Genomic DNA, 18,541 nt, shown 5'->3' with positions numbered 1-18,541 from the left:
ACACAGTGGCAAACTAAGCCGTTTCAGGCTGAAGTGTCATATCATAATTGAATCTGACTTTCTGAGGTTGTTTTTCAGGAGCTGTTTCCAGCCATCTCATATCCTTTGCCTGCTAAGGATATTGTTCCTGTATGGACTGAAGATCAATTTTTTTAAGAAAAACTTCTGGATAGTAAACACCCTGTGATTGCTATTCTAATGTAATGTTTACATCATCAATGATAAGTTTTTTTACTTCAATATTAAGCGTTGAATTGCCATTCTCTAAGGTATCTGTCAAAGAAGTAAGTGATGCAGATTTAAAATCAAAAACCTGCTCTGTTTTTCCTGTAGTGGCATTTTGTAATTTTACGGTACCATCCATTAAATTAGAGCGCTTAGATCTCCATTGAAAAATAAATTTATCCGGCCTTCTTTTTAAGTATACATAAAATTGGGCAACTGTTGTACTGTCTCTATCGTATATAGTGTAGTAAAAGGAGTCAACTTTATATTTAACTGTTTCACCCGATGATGATTTTAGTGTCATTTCTATTTTATTTTGTGCAAATGAGGTTACCGAAAAAAAGAAGCAAAAGATCAGGCAATAAAAAGATATTTTCATGTTATTAAATTATATTATTAAAAATGTGTAAGCTGAGTATAGAATAATTTTTTAAAAGAATTTGGCGTCTAAATTATGTTTCTGTGCATACGCTTTTGCAATTGTAATAAGTGTTTCAAATTTTTCGTTAGCCTCTTTACTGTGTGCTGCATCAAAAGCAATAATGGCATTAGTAATAACATCTTCAGAAGCTTTTTGATCTTTTAATTTGGCAATTTGTATGTAACCTTCTTTTTCTCTGGGGATCACATAGGCAAACAGGCCAAGAGAAGCTGTAACAATCTCTTTGTTGTCCTCATTTAATTTTATTTTTTTGATAGATTCTTCAGCCTGTTCGAGATAGCTGATTTTAAATTTAAAATAATCTTCATACGACGATGGCACCATTTTCTTTTGAGAGGCATCGTAAACCTCTGGGGTTTCTTTTAGCAGATGATGAATGTCCATGCTTCCAAATTTGGTTAGCATATTAGTATTGAGTACCGTTTTTTCAAATATTTTTTCAGGAGATTCAGGGGTGCAGCCTGTTACTAAAAATAGTGTAGCTACTAATAGAAAGAATGCTGAGGTTGATTTTTTATTCTTTTTCATGCGTAAAATATTTCTTTTGTTGTTATGGTGGTCAGTTCAGTACAGGAAAAGATGTGTACTAAAAACTATAATGTTATTATTGTTTAATAAAAGTATTGTATTCCTGAACAGCGTTGTTATAAGAGGTGCTTACAACGGAATAAGTGCTGCTTATATTTTGTTGAGACGCTTTTGTTTTTATTTTGTCAATCACAGTTTGCAATGTTGTACCCGTGGTATTGCATTCCCTGAAGAACTTAGTATATACTTCTTTATAATAGATATCACTAAGTTTAGAAAAATCTATATTCTTATCATTTATTTTTTGAGTGATAAGGGCTTGTACAGTGGCTAATTTTGTGTTTATGCTTTCCAGATCTGCGTTTTCATCATTTAGCATCGTACTTACTTGTTGTAAACCATTTAAACTTTCTTTCATTGGAATAATGTAAGCGGCAAGTTTATTCTTTTTCAGTAAAACCAGTTCGGCCCTGTCTCCTGCATTTGAGGCTATTTGAGCGAACTCATTCCAATACAGGCGACATTGTTTAATGTTCGATTGCATACTGTCTTTCAGGACTGTATACTGAGAAAATTTTGTGTCATTTTTGTATGCTGCTTTAGAAAAATAATTACTGATCTCAGCGCAAAAAGCATTTGTTTTATCGTAATGCAAAAGTGCCTTTGTACTTAGGTGCTGTAAATTCTGTTTTTCAGGAATTGCGGGAATATTTTTAAGAGTAGTTCTGTTGGCTTTATCATTTTCAGGCGGAAGAGAGTTTCTGTCACAACCAATGTAAAAAGGCTGTATGTTGGGATTGCGTTTTAGTTTTGCTACATTTTGATCAGCATAATTGTCTAGTGTACTTTGATGTGATTTTAAAGCATTTACATAACTATTATGCAAATCAATCACGGCATTACTGTATTTAATAATGGCATAAGCCTGCTGGTCTGTAATAGCATTACTACTTGAAGCAGTATTTTTGGTTGTTGTTTTTGATGTTGTTGTTTTCTTTTGTGCGACTGTGATGTTGCAAATTAAAGCCAGAATTGTCGTTATTAATAGTGCTTTAGATTTTGTGTCATACATAATTTGATGGTTATTAATTTTTTTCCTGTGTTGTTTCGATCATCTGATAAATTGTTTTCCTAAGCATTGTGATGTCACAATCCATCATTGCTATTTCGATGTTAAATAATGCATTGTTGTTGCTATCACTAAATTTTAAAACTTTTTTACGTACCCTGCTATTGGTTATTTTGTTGATATAAAACGCATGCTCTTTTGCTAAAATGGTTAAAAAATAACTGTTTAGAATTTTTATTTCTTTGCAACCTGTAATGTCACTCCAGGGCACCAATCCAATTTCAGAATAGGGATTAACAAAAAATTTTATGCCTTGTTCTGAAAGGGTTAAGAGAGGATTGTTATTCTTTATATTTTTAGTTTCTCCTATTATACCACCTATAATAAACGGGATACAGACTGGTAGAAGAATTACTGCTTTTGGGTAATAATAATCTTGTGTGAAAAAATGCCCACTGGCATACCAAAAAGCCCAAATACAGGCAAAAGTCAGAATGATATAAAGGTTTCTTTTTGAACGGGCTCCTTTTTTATTGGTATAAATACTAAAAGGTAAAGTTTGCATTATGATGAGATAAGTTGAGTTAATAATTATGTTTTTGAAATAAATCAATACTTTAATAACTGTTGATTTGCTTTCATTTTTTCTATTTCTTTCATTTCTTCTTCCGTTATTTTGTAATTTTTATATTCTTTTTTAAAATCGTCAAGTCGAAATAATTTAGAACTGCCTCTGCTTTTTGTTTCAGGGTGGATTTCTATTGTCTCGGGAAATTTCCCAACCACACTATGTTCCCATGAATTCTCAATAAATACAGCATCTTTTATCCTAAATATGCCATAGTAAATGCTATTGTCCACAGTTATTGATCTTGCCATTGAATCGTGTATCCTGTCCATCAATTCATCTGGTTTATCTATCGAATAATATTCAGTTACCTCTATATATGTAGCACCGGTAGCATTCAGTAAATAATTATATTGGTTATAATCGGATCTTATTGTAAATGACTTTTTAGTTCCTCCATCGGTTTGAACAGTATGATCACCTTTTGGTAAAGCAAGAGCAAATTTGTACTCTTTGGGTTTAACTTCATATTTTATAGTATCGTCTATTACCACTTGTATTGTTTTTTGGGTAGGGTTGTCAATATAAAATCCTTTAGGTCTGTCAAGAAAACAGCTTGCCAGGGTTAGTAAACTTGCAATTGTCAGGATTATTGCTTTAAAGTTTTTCATTTTATTAGTATGTAGTTTTGGTTTAATGTACTATATGTGGCGTGTATCAATTTCATATTTTGAAAATACATTTACCAGGATTTATGTAAACTGGGATAGTTAAAAAAAAAGGTAAATAATGTTTTACCCTCTGGGAGCATATTCATCGCAAAGAGCCAGGTATTGCTGTTTGTGTCTAAATAGTTTATAAACAATCAACCTGCAAAATTGTAGCAAAAGTAAAATGAAAAAGAAAAGACAGAGTCCTCTAAAAGCCATAAAACTAACAGAATAAGGTTTATTTTGTTTTTGAAGCAATTACCGGGTTTCGTAAAAACGAAAAAAAGAAGTAAATTCTATTGTGGAACGAGGTCAAAAAAGAGTAGTTATTCCTCCAATATTGTTTCGGTATCGACAGGATTGTTTTCCTGATACAATTTTTGTCCAATTTTGCCCTGATCTCCTAAAGCGCGGCCTTTTATCAGCCAGGCAATTCCGAAAGCAAAAAGCGAAAGCGATTCAAAAACCACAGTCGAATAGGTAAACCATTTTAATTGTGCAGCAACGGGAACCGTGACAATGAAAACTAAAATAGAATAGCCGCAAACTCTGTAAATATTATTCTCGTTTAGCATACTTTTGGTAATCCCCGTTTTGTTTTCCTGACCAATGGTAAAAACATTAATGGCCAGTAAAGCCAATATCAGGAAAAAGAGTGCGGCAAAACCATAATGAAGATATCCGAGCCATTTTTCGGGAGAAGGAATCAGGGTATAGATCTTAGCTTTAAAATCATCCGGATTTGTGGGAATCAAAGCTACGCCCATAGCCATAATTCCGGCAATATTTGTTAGTATATTATCATTCTTTAGGATCGAATTATTTCTATAGCCTTTATAGCAAATTAAAAATAAACCTACCGCGCACAAAGTCCCGGTGAAAATTTCCCTGAGATTGGTATAATAATAATCACTGATAGAAAACTGAACAGGAGTTTCGAAAAAAGGGATCAAAGACAAGCCCACTAAAAGTATGGGCAGGCTAATGCCTAAATAGCCAATAGCCCGTCTGATTCTTCTGTAAGTAAAAATATCGTAACCCTCGGGTTTAATTTCATTGTTTACAGCTGTCTTCATATGGGATACTATTGATTAACAATACATAAAGGTAAGACGTTATTGTTTTATTCCAAGGGCTGTTCTGTAAAACTCGTAACCGTTTTCGGTTCTGCCGGGGACATATTTTTTGCGGTATTCGTTTGCCCCTGAATCTTCGGTTAATTGAATATCAAATTGATTGAGATAATCCGGTAATTCGGCTGGTATAAAACCAAATGTCCATTGCTCTTCAAGTTTATTAAGGTCTTTTAATAATTTTTCGCCACCTAAAAATGATTTCGGGTTTTCCAGAATGTCCTTATGTACGTACGTAAATATGACATGCGAGCCCTTGGCAAATTTTGAAATAAAGCTAAAAGTACTTTTGATGGCGGCTGAGGTCAGATAGTTGGTTACACCTTCCCAGATTACAGCTGCAGGCTGACTAAAATCGATTTGATGTTGTGCTGCCAATTGGTCAAGATCCTGTTTGTTGAAATCGATTTGAAGAAATTGAATGTTTTCCGGAATTTTCCCCAGACGATTTTTATAGGTTTGAATTTTAAAATTTGAAGTATTTGGATGGTCAATTTCTATAACCGGAACAGATTTTATAAAGTCAAGACGCAGTGCCCTCGTATCAAATCCTGCACCTAAAATAATAACTTGTTTTACACCATTTAAAATGGCATTCTGAAGCAAATCATCAATATATTTTGTTCGGGCGATTCCAGAAGAAAAAGCACCGGGAACTTTTTTTTGTATCGTATTTTCAAGGTACTTTCTCACCACGGCGTATTTAGAAAGGCGAGTGGCCAGCCTTAATTTTTGATCCAGAAAATGAATGGCATAAGGATCTGAAAACAAACGGTCTTTTGCCTGTAATCGTGTTTCTAACGCCCGGAATAAAGCCATATATTGGGCTGTTCTACTGGTTTTATCTGCTTTCATGAAAGAATACTGTTATTTAAAATAAGATTATTTTATATTTAGTCAGAATGGCTGTTTTCAATTAAAGGATGGTAATTTTTGTATCGGATATAAACTGCTAAGTCAGGCACAGTTTCTTTCTTAATGGTTTTATGGTTGCCCTTTTTATCTACCACATAAATTTCTCTTTGGTTATCATCTAGTGAGACACCGGCAAACTCTCGTAAACTGTCTTTTTCTATTTTTAAAAATACCGTTGAACTCCCGCCATACACCATCCAGGCATCGACACAATTTAAAAGTTTATTGTATTGTAAATTTGGATAATTCTCAGCGTTTTTCATCAAAATAAATTGCTTTTTCACTGGATCAAAAACCAAGAGTTTCCTAATCTCGTTTGCTCCTCTTGCAGCAACAGAGGATTGAAATGTAAGGTCTTTAAAACCATCATTATTGAAATCTTCAAGCTTAGGGTCAATATTCGTTATACCATCTTTCAGATATTCAAGTTTTTGTTTTGAAGACCATTTGTTTTTTCTTTTTTCAAACAAATGAACTACAACATATGTGCTGTCATTATTTCTAAGCTGATCGACAGTAACTTTAAAATTTCCTTTAGTTCCAATTTGAGTACTGTCTGAAAAACTTTCGATGATAAGATTTTCGGTTTTTATTTCAGGTTTAACTTCCGGTTGTACACTTACTTTTTTTACAATTGTCTTTTCAGGTATACGGACTGTTTTTTCTGTTTTTTTTGGAGTACATCCCATAGCAGAAAACAGGACTAAAAGCAGTGATAATTTTGTTAGCTTGGTATTCATTTACGATAGTATTAATGTTTGCCCGGGTACCGCTTAATTCCAAAAAAAGGATAAGAGGCTCCATTTTTTTCTAAAAAACGAAACATATAATTTAATTTGATTTCTTCGAAAATAAATTCTCGACAACCCACGCCGGGCCAATTAATAAAAACTGAAGATCTTTTAAGAACGAAGGTTTTTTGCCTTCGATATTATGTCCGTAGAATTGTCCGATCCAGGCGATTACAAACACACCAATAGAAAATATCCACAACGGAAATACCTGAGAAATATAATAATTGACAACAAGGCAAATCGCAGAGAAAACCGCAATTTTAGCAGCCATAGCAACGGATAATCGAATGTAGAATAATAGGACAAAAAGCAAAACGATAAATGCCCAGTTTTCGATAATAGGCGCATTTAGTTTTAAAGTATTGGCAATAAAACCACTCGGAATACTCATTAATAAACCTACTATTGAAAAGTAAATCGCCGGAACACAAATATAGTGTATCGCTTTGTTTTTTGGGTTTTGATGACTTACAGCATATTCTGCAAACCATTGCTCTAATGTTCTCATTGTTTTGGTTTTAAGGTTAGTTGCGTAAATCTAATGAAATTTCTTTTCGGTTGATCGATCAAAATGTAAATATGATTTCCTGCCCGAACGGAGAAACTCTTGTTGTGTTTTTTAGCAAATATCCTCAAAATAGAGAGTATGTCCTATTTTAATATTCTTATAACTTCTTGGGGCCATCAAATGGGTTCGTCTTTTTTAATTTTGAAGCTTTAAAATAATCTTTAAATAACAGGTTATGAAGTCAGGAGAAATAAAAAAGGAATTACCAATGCTCGTTTATATATTTCCGGAAAACAGGGAAGTTCAGACCAGTAGGACGAGAAGAAAAATTGAGCGTTATGATTATTATAAAACGAATGGTTATGCCGGAAAAAGAAAAGAAAGGCTAGCTTTAATTTTTGGCTCCTTTATTCTATTTACGGCATTTGCTTCATTTATAGCGCTAATTGTAATGACTGTTCTGATTTAGAAAACAGTTATAAAACCTACTTCTGCTACTCAAAACCTTATCTTACCATTTATTATTTTATAAGACAGTATAAGGTCTGTGATATTACATTTTTGAATTTATATAGTCCATTACTATAAAAGGTAAAATGGTAAAGGCAAAGAAAAGTAAGATTGTATAGATACCATCCGGTAATGAAGGAATGGGTCTGTCAATAACCGGTTCCCGTTGAGCGAGTTTTATAAAAATAATCCGTAAAGGTTTCTGAATTATTAAAAATGATACAGGATGAAAAGTGCCCAAGAGCACAAGGTTTAAGCTAAAGCTTGCAAAATATTACGCTATAAAGATGCAATAACTGGAAAAAACAACTGATATAAGAAGACAGCAATTGTAGTATTTATTGACCTGCAACATTTTATAATCAATAAAGAACCAGGTTCCAAGTGCTAACCCGAAAAAGAAAGTTGTTTTAAAAAACAGGTAATAGTCAAATAGTAAAGTGCTTAAACTGATAATAAAAGCGATTAAAGCACTATACAATTTGAAACTAAAGTAATTGTTAGTACTATTTTTTGCTTTTTTTCTCATTGAAAGTAATTAAATTAAGTTTAAAAGCAGGGAAGAAGTAATCTGCCATTTTCTTTTAGTTTCTTATAAGGTTTTCAACTTCGCTGGTAGTAATCAAATTAAAATTTTATTCTGTTTGCTCTATTGAAAAAGAGGAGTTATTGATTTTTAATTTCCATTAGTTTCAATTTTGTTGTCATTTTTTCTCCTGTTGCTATCAACGAGTCGTGATGATTGATACAAATTAACCATTCATATTTTTTTGAAACTAAATAAAGTTCATCAAACCAACTTTCATTAATAATCATCTGAATGGTCTTTATTTTTCCCTCATAGAACCAAAATTTATTTGCTTCATTTATAGTCTCATTTACGATGTACCAAACTGTTTCCGATTCGTCAATAAGTTTGTCTAAATAGTTTTCAGGACGTTCCGGTAAATTTGAAAGGGAAAAGGTGTCCAGTTTGAAAAAAATCCACAACCAACGTTTTTTTTTACTGCTATATCCTGAGGTACAAAAAGAGCGATATATTTTTTCTTCTATTTTGTCCCACTTATCATAAATAGACAAAGGTCTAAATTCCGTTTCCGGTATGTTTTTACTTTCTGTAATTTGAGCTATTTCAGTTCTCAATGAAGCCCATTCTTTTCTTAATAAATGTCTTTTTTTTACCATTCTCGTTCGGTTTCAATTATTTCGATTGCCTCATTTTCTGAGAGACCTTTGCGAATTGCGATTTCAACAAGTTTGTCATAAATATTTTCGGCTTCGATAGTGGTAATGAAATTGAATTTTTCTTCTATTTTGTTTATAGAAGTAATTGCCTTTTTTAATTCTTTTTTTACCCGTTTTTCTTCCGTGATTGTATCAAAATTGGTTAATGCTTTTTCTGTTTTTAAAATACAGTCTGCATCTGCATATTCAATCCATTCCTGAAAATAAATTGGAGTGATCCATTTTCTTTTTTGTGATTTCTTTTTTTCATCTTCGAGTAGCGCCCAAATTATCGTTTGAATCGATAGTGGAGTATGAGATATTTGTATTCCGTCACTATTGTCTATGCTCTCTGCAGGCATACTGAACTGATACGCTAATTTGGGAATAAATTCTTCACTTACTTCTGTATTCGCAAAAAATGTAAGTTTGAATTTATCTTTATAGTCGTAGTGCATCAAATTTTTATCAAACTGGATATTTGGTTCTTTATTCCAAATACTGGCGTAAAGTGTGGTTTTCTTCCAGATGTATTTTGGCAGATATACTTTCTGTAAATCCAATTCTTCTATTGAATTGGGTAGTACTGTAAAGGTTTTATCAAAAACAACAATAAAGTAACCAAATTTATACTCAATATCGTATGGAGGCGGTACGTTTTCTGCAATATGAATGATTTGCATGAAAAAATATTTCTTGTTTATTAGTACAAAAAATACATCTCCTTTATTTATGTTTTCTGCTGCTATATCGTTTTTCATGAAAGATGTTTTCTATTGATTAACTCTTATTGCTGAGCTTTTGGAGTTTCCAATATTTCGTTTTTAAATTCTTTTGTTAGAATTGGGTATAAATCTTCAAATTGAAAAATTTGTATTGGTGTAACTTGTATGTGTTCAACAGGATACCATTTTTTTACATAATTAAGAATTGCTTTTTTTGCTTTTTCATTTTCACCTTTCAGGACGAAGAGTCGGGAGGCATTAATATGATGATCTTGATTAATTAAGTTTTCAGCATATTTTTCGTAGTATGCTAAGCTCTCGTCTGTATTTCCTTTTTCAAGCATAAAGTATAATAAATATTCGGCCGCCTGAGAACTTTCATAAGTTAATTTAGGTCTGTATTCTTTTAACTGAGCAATAAAGTCTGATATCGGTTTTCCTTCATTAATGACTTTAAGGAGGTTTTTGTCGATCTTTAAATTCTTTTCACCTTTAAGTTTAGCCAAATGTTGATTTACCTGATGTCTGTAAACATTGATTCTATGTTCAGGTAATCCTTGTTTTTCTTTTTCTGTTAAATAGTTACTATAGAATTTCTCCGCTCTTATCGTATTATTGGTGCTCATTGCTGCACTTGTGTAAGCGAAAAAATGTTCAAATAAAACATTTCCCGCATACCACTGCTCATCAAAAGGCAGCGCATTTTCGTCATTTGTCATCGCATCTTCGTAGTTGCTTTTGAAATAACTTATTTCTGCTTTCGCTATATTTTTTTGAGGCTCAAAGTCTTTAATTTTCGAAAGTTGTTCCAAACCCTGCTCAATTTGTCCACTTCTTAAAACATCAAAAACATCGCGTAATTTTTTAGGTATTTTTACGATTTCCATAATTTTTTAAATTTAGTGAAAATTAAAAAGAATTAGAAAAATAAAAATACTTTTCAGGGTATAAAAGTATTACGATAAGACAAGATTTGAATTAACTTAAAAACTTACTTCTGATTATATTCAAATACATTATCCCACAATTCATCAATTGTAACGAGTGATTGTTCTAAGGGGACAACTTCCCATTTTCCGTTGGTTTCTATGCCCAGACCAATATTTTTCAATTTCAGCAGGGCGTCCTGAACATCAAAATCAAGATCGGTATGCAGTTTTGTGGCAAACCAGGATTCTATTTGGGCATCGAGTTCGTCTGCCGTCAACGGATTTTGGCTTTTGTATAAAAAGGTATACGCCAGAATCGTTTCTTTAAGCACTTCTTCTTCAGATGAGTTTAAGAGCGAATAAAAAGCACCGCTATTGTTTCCGAGATTTTTAAAATACAAACTGTCCGAGAGTATTTTGGAGTATTTTATTTTTTTATTGACAAAGTTGCTGTATTGACGAAACAAGTACAATGACAATATTCCAAGTGCAATTAAACCCTGATTTAGTGAAGCTTTACTGTTTAATAAATTGATGGTCTCGCCGGATTGATACGCCGCATACATGCCAATTAAGGCCGGGATTACGGTGGTGCTTAATAATGAGATTCCGCCGCCAATACCCGGAACCCAAAAGAACAGTTTGTCTTTGGTAGACATTCTGGGAATTGCATTTGGAAATATTGTTTCGATATCGTTTTTAGGAACACGTTTAAAGATTTTTAAGGCCACAGATCCGGGTTCTATTGGCATTTTTCCCAGTTTGACTTTGTTTTCTTTAATGTAATCAGGATCGCTGTAATGCAGATAAATCAGAACACGATCGTAGTATTCGATCTCAATTTCTTTTTTCCAGAAAATATATTTTTTGACCTTTTCTTTGGCCTTGTGTTGACCGCGGACATACAATTCATAGTCTTTGAAAGCATTAAAATCAATCGAAAGATCTAAGCCTATTAAATCAGATTCGTTGAAAGCTTTGTCTAAAGTTTCCTGATCAATACGGGAATAATTGCCTTGTTCTAAAACCGTAAGCAACGTTTTTTTGAAAACCGAAAAATCACTTTTCCCTATAAAACTTTTACGTTCTTTTTCGCTTAAATCGGGATCGAATAAAGCATAATTTTGCTTTAGGCTTCGGTTAAGGTTAAAAGCTTCGTAATGAAAATAATGCTCAATGATATCAAATAGCTTTTTAAAGTCATCGACTTTTTTTGAATCTTCGGCAAAAGCATTGAGTTGTTGTTCGAGTAAGAATTCCTTGTTAAAGGGAATATAATGTTCTCGTATCATATCGGTTTTTGGGGATTTTTTGGAGGTTCAAGTTTCAAAGCGGCAAATATACAAAGGTTTTTTTTAAAGGTGCACGGTATGGGTATTACATAATGATTCTGTAAAAACTGTGAAAAGATTTTCCTGTTTATTGTTGTAAATTTGATGGGAAGATTCTTTTTTAACAAGGGATCAAATTTAAAATTTAAAGCAAATTTTTACCGGATATGGAAAATATTAAAACCACTAAAACTCAAAATTTCTTTAGAATACTGTTGGGGATTTTTATGATTACTGCAGCCATTGGTCATTTTACTTTTCAAAGAGACGATTTTCAGGCGCAGGTTCCTGACTGGGTTCCGCTTGATAAAGATCTTGTGGTGATACTTTCCGGAATTGTAGAAATAGCACTTGGTTTGGCCATGATATTTTTAACCCGTTATAAAGTACAGGTTGGAATTGCGCTCGCCTTATTTTATGTGCTGGTTTTTCCCGGCAATATCGCCCAATATTTAAATGGCACCAGTGCTTTTGGCCTCGATACAGATCAATCCCGATTGATACGCCTGTTTTTTCAACCAGTATTGATTTTAGTAACTTTATGGTCAACAGGTGCAATTGCATATTTTAGGGGGGTGAAAGAATAGTTTCAGGTTTCAGGTTTTTATAGTTTCAGGTTGTTGGAACGTTGTGCCTAAGACAACCACACATAAAAAAAATCCATTTGTATTTACAAATGGATTTTTTTTATGTGCTGAAACCTGAAACCTGAAACCTGAAACCTGAAACCTGAAACCTGAAACCTGAAACCTGAAACCTGAAACCTGAAACCTAAAACCTGAAACCTGAAACCTGAAACCTGAAACCTGAAACCTGAAACCTGAAACCTGAAACCTGAAACCTGAAACCTGAAACCTGAAACCTGAAACCTGAAACCTGAAACTATTTAATCTTCTTCATCAATTTTGCTTCTTCAGAAAAACGCGTCAGTGTGATGGCTGGACTTCCAAAAAGTGAAAGTTCGGCTTTGTCGCCAAGGGCAATTGTAATTGTAGTATCGGCAAGAACAGTTCCCATAGCATAATTTTCTGCAGTAACGTTAGCTTCTTTTAGTGTAAATTTTGTTCCTGTAAAGACTGAATTATTATCTAAACGAATAGTTGCTTTTTCGGCAATACCTTCAATGGTTGCAGATGATTTTTGATACAAATCGCATTTGAATTTTATGGCAGAAACTAATGTTTTAATGGTAGCATTTTTGCTCAGTTGTAAATTGGCTTCGTCTGACTTTAAATTCAATTCTGTTCTTGATTTATCATCGGCAAACAGGGTGAATTTTTTCGAATTTACGTTTAGGAACAATTTCGAATAATCAAAACTATTAAAAGTAATATCGTCCAGCTGAAGTTCCTGAATGGCATAAACTGAAGCATCATTTTTGGCAATAACCGTTTTTAAGGATTTGGTATAGGTCACACGCACAATTAGTTTTTTGAAAATAGTACTTTCTTTTGAGGTGTATAAACGCAATACTTTTTCTCTTAAATCCATGGCGACAATATCATGTAAATTATCGTCGGCTTCAATTTTAATTTCGTTTTTTTCTCCTCGTTCCAAATAAACTTCTAAGTTGTCATCGGCTTCAATGCCATCAAATTCTCCTACTTCTTTTATTGAAGTGGTCACGATTTTAGATCCTTTTATTTTTTCTCTTCTTTGAGCAAAAGTTAACGTCGTAACCAATAATAATAGGAGTAGGGCTGTATTTTTTTTCATTAATTCTAGATTTGATTTTCACAAATATAAAAAAATCATCCACTTTCGATGAATGATTTTTTTATATTTAACAGATAAATAAGGTTTATCCCTGGCTGATACTTCCTCCTGAATTTGAAGTTTTCTCGATTGTTTTAGGTGCGTTGTTGTAATTGACACTTGCTCCGCTGGATGCCTCTGCTTTCAATTTTACAATAGGGTGAACATTTATGCTGGCCCCGCTTGAAGCTTCCGCATGAATATCATTGGCCAATAACTGACCTGCATTTACATTGGAGCCGCTTGATGCCGAAATATTGAATGTCAATGCCTTTCCTTTTATGCTAATAGTACTTCCGCTTCCGGAATCAGCAGAGATATTGTCAGATTCTACATTAACATCCATCGTCGCTGCACTTGATGTTTCTAAATCTATATTTTCGCCCTGAATTAGTCCTTTGTTTGATACCGTTGAAGCACTTGAGGCTTCTAACTTGTTGATTTTTGGCATTTTTACAGTTACTTTTTTGGTAATATCTCCAAAAGAATTGTATTTGCATTTAATGATCAGCGTTCCGTTTTCAACTTTTGTCGTAATTTCTTTTTGTAAATTGTCATCTGCTTCTACAACAATTTCAGTGACATCAGATTGTTCGATTACCAAATCGATCGCGTTGCTTACAGATACCTTGGTAAAATCTCCCTGAACAATTCTTTTTTCCTTAGTAACATTTCCGCTTCCTTCAATTGAGTTTACGTTAAAGTTACAAGAGGCAAACAATAATGCGGTAATAGTCGCAACTATGAATTTCGTAATATGAATGATTATTTTTATCATGGCTTAGTTAATTTTGATTATAACTCCGTTTTCGTCAGTGGTTAGTCTTCCTTTGGTTTTTTTTCCGTTTAAAATTTCTTTTCCATTAATTTTAACCGAAACTTCGTTTACAGTATCGTTATCAACACCGTTTTCTTCGTCTGCATCATCAAAGTCATGCTCTTCTGATGGGCAATTCAAACATTTAATTTTTGAACCTTCAACTTTGTAATTGTAATCACCACTAAAGTGCAGGTTAAAGAATTCATTTTCAGATTGATCATAATCTTGTACAGAAGCGTCTGGCTTGAAAAGTTGTCCTTCCGGTAAGTACAAATAGATATCAACTTCCTGACCTCTGAATTTGTTTTTTACATCTGTAAGAAAATAATTATCCAAAATTAAATGATTTCCTTTGATTTGAAACTTATAATTAATTTTTTCTGCTCTTTGTTTTGCGCTTATAAATGAATTTCCACGGGCACTTTTTTCGATCTGAATATAAGGAGCAGCTTCATCAGTATGTAAAACATGTAAACGAACATCATTGGAATAGATTAACTGATTGTTGGCTGAATCCTGTACGAATTCAAATTCTCTGTAGTGATTCAAATCTTTTGCGTAATAGTCATTGTACCTGAACTTTACAAACAAGGTGTCTTTTGTACTAATGTTAAGTGCTTTTTTCTCTACTGTTTTATTATCGTATGAAATTTCAGTCGCTTGTTTGATTCCGATGCTGATAGCGATGGCAACTGCAATAATCCAAATAGCTAACAAGGTATATTTCACGATATTCCCGATAGATTTTAAGTTTGGAGATAACAATTTGAAGCCTAAAAGCGTCAAAAAGAAAAACGGAATTCCAACGGCAAAGAACATTAATAAACCAAATGACCAGATAGGATAATCTGTAAAGTTTCCGGCTTCAATGAAATTTTGCCATGGAAAATCAACAAAAACATTAGTTCCTAAAGTAAAGACCCCAATTAATAATGCGATTAAAACACTTATTCCTGACACGATTAAGATTACGCCTAAAAACTTTGCAAAGATTTTAAAAATGGTCATGATAAAGTCTCCAAATGAACTACTTATTCTCTCAGCTCCCGACTTTACCTGGTTTCCCATTTTGTCATAATCGGCATTTTTGAATTTGTCAGATAGTGATTCAATTTCTTCACGAACCTTTTTTTCAATGTTCGAAATAGTAACCGGTTCCCCTGTCATTTCCAGTTTTTCAGATGTTGTAACGGCTTCCGGAGTTACGATCCAAAGAACGAAGTAAGCTAAAATTCCGGTTCCAAAACCTGCAAAAACAAATATTAGGAAGATGATTTTTATCCAGACAGCGTCAATTCCAAAATAATGTCCTAAACCGGTTGCTACACCACCAATCATACCTTTTTCTTTGTCACGGTATAATTTTTTATGTTTTCTGTTGGTATAATCATTATAAGACTGGTTTGATTTTTCTTCGTCTTCCAGGATATAGTCTTCCGGTTGTCCCATTACTACAATCACTTCATCAACATCTTTCAGTCCTACAACATGTTTGTCGCTTTTTTGTTTCTCCAATAATAATTCAGAAACACGCATTTCGATATCTTTAATGATTTCATCTTGTCCGGATGAGTTGTTTAGCGATCGTTTTATAGCGTCAAAATAGCGTGTCAATTTTAAATATGCGTCTTCATCGATGTGAAAAACCATACCGCCTAAGTTAATATTTACTGTTTTGTTCATGACTTATTGATTTTGATTGGTGATTAGATTTACGGCATCAGACAATTCTGTCCAGGTTCCGCTGAGTTCGTTTAAAAATGTTTGTCCTATTTCGGTTAATCCATAATATTTTCGTGGTGGTCCTGAAGTCGATTCTTCCCAACGATAATTAAGCAAACCGTCGTTTTTCAGCCTGGTTAGAAGCGGGTAAACTGTTCCCTCAACAACTAGTAATTTTGCGTTTTTTAAAGTGTCTAATATTTCTGATGTGTATGCGTCTTTCTCTTTTAATACAGATAAGATGCAAAACTCAAGAACACCTTTGCGCATCTGTGCTTTTGTGTTTTCAATGTTCATAATTTCATTTTGTTTTTTTTAGATTGAACAATTCGTTTTTTGATTGATGATGATTGATGATTTTGATTGATGATTGATTTCGAAACAATTCGTGTTGATTGCCTGTAAAGTTTCGACTATAACTTTTAATTTTAATTGATTACTTTATAAAAGGAATCGTGATCGGATATTTATATAATTCTCCGTTTGAAGCTTTTATTGAAGCATAAATCACTAAAAAGAACTCAACAAATTTTAAAACTCCAAAAAGTAAAACTGCTGTCGCCCCAATACTTAAAATTCCAATGTTCCCATCGATGTTTAGATTTCTGATGATTAAATCTTCATCGTTAAAAACGGTATTAATTGGAAGGTTTTTTAAGAGTACAAATGCAAAAATTGGAATCGCAATTAAAGCTAAAACTAAAGTGTAAAGCAAAAGACTTAATTGAAAATTTAAGGCCTGCTTTCCGTGATGGTTTACAAATTTAGATTTGTCTTTGTAACTCGTCCAGATTAATATTGGGAAAATATAATTCCCAAAAGGAACGATGTACTGACTTAAAGTACTTAAATGTGTGAACGTTGCAATGTTCTTTTCTGATGTGGTTTCCATGATGAGTGGTGTTGTTGTTTCCATGATTAAAAGTATATAGTATTTTCTTATGCAAATATATGTCTAAAAGACAGTATCTTGTTTTGCATAGTACCAAATATTAACAAAATATTAACAAATATAGGATTTAAAAACAGAGTATAATACGCTGAAAATCATTCGGAATCATTGGTTTTACTGGTATTTTTGGAAAGTAATTGCAATTTATTGTGCGTGCATAGTTTTTTTGTATTTTTACATAAAAAAATACATATCATGGCAATATCAGTTTCTAAACTCAACAAATTTGTGTTATTCAAATTACCATCAGCATATATTTGCGGTGTTCGTGTAAAGGCAATCGACGAAGATAGATGCGTGGTAAGTGTAAAACACAGATGGATCAATCAAAACCCTTTTAACTCCATGTATTTTGCAGTTCAGGCAATGGCGGCAGAGTTAACAACGGGAGCATTAGTGATCTCACAAATCCAGCAAAGCGGAAAAAAGATCTCGATGTTAGTAGCAAACAATAAAGGTAACTTCACCAAAAAGGCTACAGGAAGAATATCATTTGTCTGCAACGACGGACATTTAATTGCCGATGCTATTAAAAGAACAATAGAAACAGGTGAGGGACAAACCTTCTGGATGAAATCTATAGGGACAAATGAAGAAGGAGTTCAGGTTTCTGAAATGGATTTTGAGTGGAGTGTTCGAATTAAATAGGTTTTGTCACAGATTTACAGCTTAAAATAATTTCTTTACGAAAAGCTTTGACAAAGTTTTTTTTCCACGACCCGAGCGATAGCAAACACGCAAAAAAAAAACATAAAAAAGGCCCCGAATATATTCGGGGCCTTTTACATTTACTGCTTATTACAATTATTTTTTAGCGCAGCATTTTTTGTCTTTTTTGTCATCTGTTTTTTTGCAGCAGGACTCTTTTTTAGCTTTTTCTTTTTTAGGTGCTGGTTTTGTGTCTTGTGCTTGTACACCAATTGTAAATAAAGCGATGGCTAAAACGGCAAATAATTTTTTCATTTTTTGTATAATTTAATTGTTAGGTACTTTTTCTTTTTTGATTTTAATATAACGGCCTTTGTGCATTTTGAAAAGACGTATGTTGATAATCTTTTTGTAAAATGTAAAAGTTATTATTCTGAGTAATATTGAGAAACCCATTTTTCAAAATCAGTTTTGTACATTTTTTGTGCATTTTCTAAAATTGAATATGTTTCATCTGTAGTATATACGGGATCCTGATTAAAGTTTTCTTTAAGCCATAATTTATATTCCGCCAGGCCTTCACTTTCTTCGTAATCGTTGTCTTTGTAAAAATAAACTTCTTTATGACTAACTGTAATTTCAGTATCAAAAGTCAATAGCTGCATCAATTCGAAGATATTTTTTGCTACAACATGATAGCCTCCTTCATCACCAAAAACGACTACCGGCAATTCGTTTAGAGATTTATTTTCGCCATTATTCCACAGTACATACATCGATCCAGAACAGTTTGCCTGTGCAAAAGGCATCAACTTGTCTAAAAAATCAGGATCTTTAGACCAAGTTGCTATTCCTGATTTGTCATCTCTGAGTAATCCGAAACCCTGAGAGTAATTTTCGAATCCTAGTTCTTCGTTTATCTCTAGAAATAGTGCTAGTTCACCTGTAATCGAATCATTGAAATTCTTTTTAAATTTATTTATTTTCATAATTTTATATTTTAAAAATGAATTTCAAATATAAAAGGTTCAAT

General features: G+C 33.0%; 23 protein-coding genes. 3 read left to right on the top strand and 20 right to left on the bottom strand.

Annotated features, from left to right (window positions below; genetic code table 11):
* Positions 1 to 190 precede the first annotated feature (190 nt).
* The 9 genes from ACHRWY_RS14745 to ACHRWY_RS14705 all read right to left on the bottom strand — a co-directional run bounded on the left by ACHRWY_RS14745 (position 191) and on the right by ACHRWY_RS14705 (position 6,892).
* A complete protein-coding gene (locus tag ACHRWY_RS14745) occupies positions 191 to 529 on the bottom strand; it encodes a hypothetical protein (protein WP_395355647.1) in 339 nt (112 codons plus the stop codon).
* A 126-nt stretch (positions 530 to 655) separates the two neighbouring features.
* Positions 656 to 1,195 (bottom strand): hypothetical protein, encoded by a 540-nt coding sequence (locus tag ACHRWY_RS14740; protein ID WP_395355646.1) that lies wholly within the window; start codon positions 1,193 to 1,195, stop codon positions 656 to 658.
* A 76-nt stretch (positions 1,196 to 1,271) separates the two neighbouring features.
* Complete coding sequence (locus tag ACHRWY_RS14735) at positions 1,272 to 2,267, bottom strand: hypothetical protein (RefSeq protein ID WP_395355644.1); 996 nt, start codon at positions 2,265 to 2,267, stop codon at positions 1,272 to 1,274.
* A 13-nt stretch (positions 2,268 to 2,280) separates the two neighbouring features.
* Complete coding sequence (locus ACHRWY_RS14730; protein WP_395355643.1) at positions 2,281 to 2,829, bottom strand: STM3941 family protein; 549 nt, start codon at positions 2,827 to 2,829, stop codon at positions 2,281 to 2,283.
* A 44-nt stretch (positions 2,830 to 2,873) separates the two neighbouring features.
* Positions 2,874 to 3,503 (bottom strand): hypothetical protein, encoded by a 630-nt coding sequence (locus tag ACHRWY_RS14725; protein WP_395355642.1) that lies wholly within the window; start codon positions 3,501 to 3,503, stop codon positions 2,874 to 2,876.
* 365 nt (positions 3,504 to 3,868) lie between these two features.
* Positions 3,869 to 4,618 carry a hypothetical protein gene (locus ACHRWY_RS14720; RefSeq protein WP_395355641.1) on the bottom strand — a complete coding sequence of 250 codons (750 nt, stop codon included), beginning with the start codon at positions 4,616 to 4,618 and terminating at the stop codon, positions 3,869 to 3,871.
* Positions 4,619 to 4,657: 39 nt separating this feature from the next.
* A complete protein-coding gene (locus tag ACHRWY_RS14715) occupies positions 4,658 to 5,530 on the bottom strand; it encodes a class I SAM-dependent methyltransferase (RefSeq protein WP_395355640.1) in 873 nt (290 codons plus the stop codon).
* A gap of 38 nt (positions 5,531 to 5,568) precedes the next feature.
* Positions 5,569 to 6,330 (bottom strand): XAC2610-related protein, encoded by a 762-nt coding sequence (locus ACHRWY_RS14710; protein WP_395355639.1) that lies wholly within the window; start codon positions 6,328 to 6,330, stop codon positions 5,569 to 5,571.
* Between the two features lie 91 nt (positions 6,331 to 6,421).
* Positions 6,422 to 6,892: a DUF962 domain-containing protein gene (locus ACHRWY_RS14705; RefSeq protein WP_395355638.1), complete on the bottom strand. Its 471-nt coding sequence runs from the start codon at positions 6,890 to 6,892 to the stop codon at positions 6,422 to 6,424.
* A gap of 235 nt (positions 6,893 to 7,127) precedes the next feature.
* On the opposite strand from ACHRWY_RS14705, the gene ACHRWY_RS14700 reads away from it, so the two are divergent.
* Positions 7,128 to 7,361 carry a hypothetical protein gene (locus ACHRWY_RS14700; RefSeq protein WP_395355636.1) on the top strand — a complete coding sequence of 78 codons (234 nt, stop codon included), beginning with the start codon at positions 7,128 to 7,130 and terminating at the stop codon, positions 7,359 to 7,361.
* Between the two features lie 707 nt (positions 7,362 to 8,068).
* Here the strand turns inward: ACHRWY_RS14700 and ACHRWY_RS14695 are convergent.
* The 4 genes from ACHRWY_RS14695 to ACHRWY_RS14680 all read right to left on the bottom strand — a co-directional run bounded on the left by ACHRWY_RS14695 (position 8,069) and on the right by ACHRWY_RS14680 (position 11,572).
* Entirely contained in the window at positions 8,069 to 8,587 is a 519-nt protein-coding gene (locus tag ACHRWY_RS14695; RefSeq protein ID WP_395355635.1) for a DUF6756 family protein, read from the bottom strand.
* Positions 8,581 to 9,387 carry a hypothetical protein gene (locus tag ACHRWY_RS14690; RefSeq protein ID WP_395355633.1) on the bottom strand — a complete coding sequence of 269 codons (807 nt, stop codon included), beginning with the start codon at positions 9,385 to 9,387 and terminating at the stop codon, positions 8,581 to 8,583. Before ACHRWY_RS14690 ends, ACHRWY_RS14695 begins: the two co-directional genes overlap by 7 nt.
* Positions 9,388 to 9,413: 26 nt before the next feature.
* Positions 9,414 to 10,238, bottom strand: coding sequence for a hypothetical protein (locus tag ACHRWY_RS14685; RefSeq protein WP_395355632.1), 825 nt, complete (start codon positions 10,236 to 10,238; stop codon positions 9,414 to 9,416).
* Between the two features lie 104 nt (positions 10,239 to 10,342).
* A complete protein-coding gene (locus tag ACHRWY_RS14680) occupies positions 10,343 to 11,572 on the bottom strand; it encodes a TMEM143 family protein (RefSeq protein ID WP_395355630.1) in 1,230 nt (409 codons plus the stop codon).
* Between the two features lie 206 nt (positions 11,573 to 11,778).
* On the opposite strand from ACHRWY_RS14680, the gene ACHRWY_RS14675 reads away from it, so the two are divergent.
* On the top strand, positions 11,779 to 12,198 hold the full coding sequence (locus ACHRWY_RS14675) for a hypothetical protein (RefSeq protein ID WP_395355628.1): 420 nt from the start codon (positions 11,779 to 11,781) through the stop codon (positions 12,196 to 12,198).
* A 295-nt stretch (positions 12,199 to 12,493) separates the two neighbouring features.
* On the opposite strand, the gene ACHRWY_RS14670 is transcribed toward ACHRWY_RS14675, so the two are convergent.
* The 5 genes from ACHRWY_RS14670 to ACHRWY_RS14650 all read right to left on the bottom strand — a co-directional run bounded on the left by ACHRWY_RS14670 (position 12,494) and on the right by ACHRWY_RS14650 (position 16,824).
* The gene (locus ACHRWY_RS14670; protein ID WP_395355627.1) at positions 12,494 to 13,327 is read right to left on the bottom strand and encodes a GIN domain-containing protein; all 834 of its coding nucleotides are present in this window, start codon (positions 13,325 to 13,327) and stop codon (positions 12,494 to 12,496) included.
* An 85-nt stretch (positions 13,328 to 13,412) separates the two neighbouring features.
* Positions 13,413 to 14,144 (bottom strand): head GIN domain-containing protein, encoded by a 732-nt coding sequence (locus tag ACHRWY_RS14665; protein ID WP_395355626.1) that lies wholly within the window; start codon positions 14,142 to 14,144, stop codon positions 13,413 to 13,415.
* Between the two features lie 3 nt (positions 14,145 to 14,147).
* Positions 14,148 to 15,869, bottom strand: a complete 1,722-nt coding sequence (locus ACHRWY_RS14660) for a PspC domain-containing protein (protein ID WP_395355624.1) — start codon at positions 15,867 to 15,869, stop codon at positions 14,148 to 14,150.
* Positions 15,870 to 15,872: 3 nt separating this feature from the next.
* Positions 15,873 to 16,205 (bottom strand): PadR family transcriptional regulator, encoded by a 333-nt coding sequence (locus tag ACHRWY_RS14655; RefSeq protein ID WP_008464689.1) that lies wholly within the window; start codon positions 16,203 to 16,205, stop codon positions 15,873 to 15,875.
* 139 nt (positions 16,206 to 16,344) lie between these two features.
* On the bottom strand, positions 16,345 to 16,824 hold the full coding sequence (locus ACHRWY_RS14650) for a DUF4870 domain-containing protein (RefSeq protein ID WP_395355623.1): 480 nt from the start codon (positions 16,822 to 16,824) through the stop codon (positions 16,345 to 16,347).
* A 231-nt stretch (positions 16,825 to 17,055) separates the two neighbouring features.
* On the opposite strand from ACHRWY_RS14650, the gene ACHRWY_RS14645 reads away from it, so the two are divergent.
* Positions 17,056 to 17,508, top strand: coding sequence for a DUF4442 domain-containing protein (locus ACHRWY_RS14645; protein WP_395355621.1), 453 nt, complete (start codon positions 17,056 to 17,058; stop codon positions 17,506 to 17,508).
* A gap of 156 nt (positions 17,509 to 17,664) precedes the next feature.
* Here the strand turns inward: ACHRWY_RS14645 and ACHRWY_RS14640 are convergent, their stop codons facing one another.
* Together ACHRWY_RS14640 and ACHRWY_RS14635 are read right to left on the bottom strand one after the other, a co-directional pair.
* Positions 17,665 to 17,823, bottom strand: a complete 159-nt coding sequence (locus ACHRWY_RS14640; RefSeq protein ID WP_395355619.1) for a hypothetical protein — start codon at positions 17,821 to 17,823, stop codon at positions 17,665 to 17,667.
* Between the two features lie 113 nt (positions 17,824 to 17,936).
* On the bottom strand, positions 17,937 to 18,497 hold the full coding sequence (locus ACHRWY_RS14635; RefSeq protein WP_395355618.1) for a hypothetical protein: 561 nt from the start codon (positions 18,495 to 18,497) through the stop codon (positions 17,937 to 17,939).
* Positions 18,498 to 18,541: the final 44 nt, after the last annotated feature.

Origin of the sequence: Flavobacterium sp. FlaQc-48, assembly GCF_044007335.1 — a bacterium.
Classification (GTDB): domain Bacteria; phylum Bacteroidota; class Bacteroidia; order Flavobacteriales; family Flavobacteriaceae; genus Flavobacterium.
The sequence above is the reverse complement of the archived record's forward strand: the minus strand, read 5'-3'. Positions and strand labels throughout refer to the sequence as shown.

What these genes read in the sequence shown, in the direction of transcription:
- ACHRWY_RS14745 (WP_395355647.1), bottom strand. Translation starts at nt 529, where the DNA reads ATGACACTAAAATCATCATCGGGTGAAACAGTTAAATATAAAGTTGAC.
- ACHRWY_RS14740 (WP_395355646.1), bottom strand. Translation starts at nt 1,195, where the DNA reads ATGAAAAAGAATAAAAAATCAACCTCAGCATTCTTTCTATTAGTAGCT.
- ACHRWY_RS14735 (WP_395355644.1), bottom strand. Translation starts at nt 2,267, where the DNA reads ATGTATGACACAAAATCTAAAGCACTATTAATAACGACAATTCTGGCT.
- ACHRWY_RS14730 (WP_395355643.1), bottom strand. Translation starts at nt 2,829, where the DNA reads ATGCAAACTTTACCTTTTAGTATTTATACCAATAAAAAAGGAGCCCGT.
- ACHRWY_RS14725 (WP_395355642.1), bottom strand. Translation starts at nt 3,503, where the DNA reads ATGAAAAACTTTAAAGCAATAATCCTGACAATTGCAAGTTTACTAACC.
- ACHRWY_RS14720 (WP_395355641.1), bottom strand. Translation starts at nt 4,618, where the DNA reads ATGAAGACAGCTGTAAACAATGAAATTAAACCCGAGGGTTACGATATT.
- ACHRWY_RS14715 (WP_395355640.1), bottom strand. Translation starts at nt 5,530, where the DNA reads ATGAAAGCAGATAAAACCAGTAGAACAGCCCAATATATGGCTTTATTC.
- ACHRWY_RS14710 (WP_395355639.1), bottom strand. Translation starts at nt 6,330, where the DNA reads ATGAATACCAAGCTAACAAAATTATCACTGCTTTTAGTCCTGTTTTCT.
- ACHRWY_RS14705 (WP_395355638.1), bottom strand. Translation starts at nt 6,892, where the DNA reads ATGAGAACATTAGAGCAATGGTTTGCAGAATATGCTGTAAGTCATCAA.
- ACHRWY_RS14700 (WP_395355636.1), top strand. Translation starts at nt 7,128, where the DNA reads ATGAAGTCAGGAGAAATAAAAAAGGAATTACCAATGCTCGTTTATATA.
- ACHRWY_RS14695 (WP_395355635.1), bottom strand. Translation starts at nt 8,587, where the DNA reads ATGGTAAAAAAAAGACATTTATTAAGAAAAGAATGGGCTTCATTGAGA.
- ACHRWY_RS14690 (WP_395355633.1), bottom strand. Translation starts at nt 9,387, where the DNA reads ATGAAAAACGATATAGCAGCAGAAAACATAAATAAAGGAGATGTATTT.
- ACHRWY_RS14685 (WP_395355632.1), bottom strand. Translation starts at nt 10,238, where the DNA reads ATGGAAATCGTAAAAATACCTAAAAAATTACGCGATGTTTTTGATGTT.
- ACHRWY_RS14680 (WP_395355630.1), bottom strand. Translation starts at nt 11,572, where the DNA reads ATGATACGAGAACATTATATTCCCTTTAACAAGGAATTCTTACTCGAA.
- ACHRWY_RS14675 (WP_395355628.1), top strand. Translation starts at nt 11,779, where the DNA reads ATGGAAAATATTAAAACCACTAAAACTCAAAATTTCTTTAGAATACTG.
- ACHRWY_RS14670 (WP_395355627.1), bottom strand. Translation starts at nt 13,327, where the DNA reads ATGAAAAAAAATACAGCCCTACTCCTATTATTATTGGTTACGACGTTA.
- ACHRWY_RS14665 (WP_395355626.1), bottom strand. Translation starts at nt 14,144, where the DNA reads ATGATAAAAATAATCATTCATATTACGAAATTCATAGTTGCGACTATT.
- ACHRWY_RS14660 (WP_395355624.1), bottom strand. Translation starts at nt 15,869, where the DNA reads ATGAACAAAACAGTAAATATTAACTTAGGCGGTATGGTTTTTCACATC.
- ACHRWY_RS14655 (WP_008464689.1), bottom strand. Translation starts at nt 16,205, where the DNA reads ATGAACATTGAAAACACAAAAGCACAGATGCGCAAAGGTGTTCTTGAG.
- ACHRWY_RS14650 (WP_395355623.1), bottom strand. Translation starts at nt 16,824, where the DNA reads ATGGAAACAACAACACCACTCATCATGGAAACCACATCAGAAAAGAAC.
- ACHRWY_RS14645 (WP_395355621.1), top strand. Translation starts at nt 17,056, where the DNA reads ATGGCAATATCAGTTTCTAAACTCAACAAATTTGTGTTATTCAAATTA.
- ACHRWY_RS14640 (WP_395355619.1), bottom strand. Translation starts at nt 17,823, where the DNA reads ATGAAAAAATTATTTGCCGTTTTAGCCATCGCTTTATTTACAATTGGT.
- ACHRWY_RS14635 (WP_395355618.1), bottom strand. Translation starts at nt 18,497, where the DNA reads ATGAAAATAAATAAATTTAAAAAGAATTTCAATGATTCGATTACAGGT.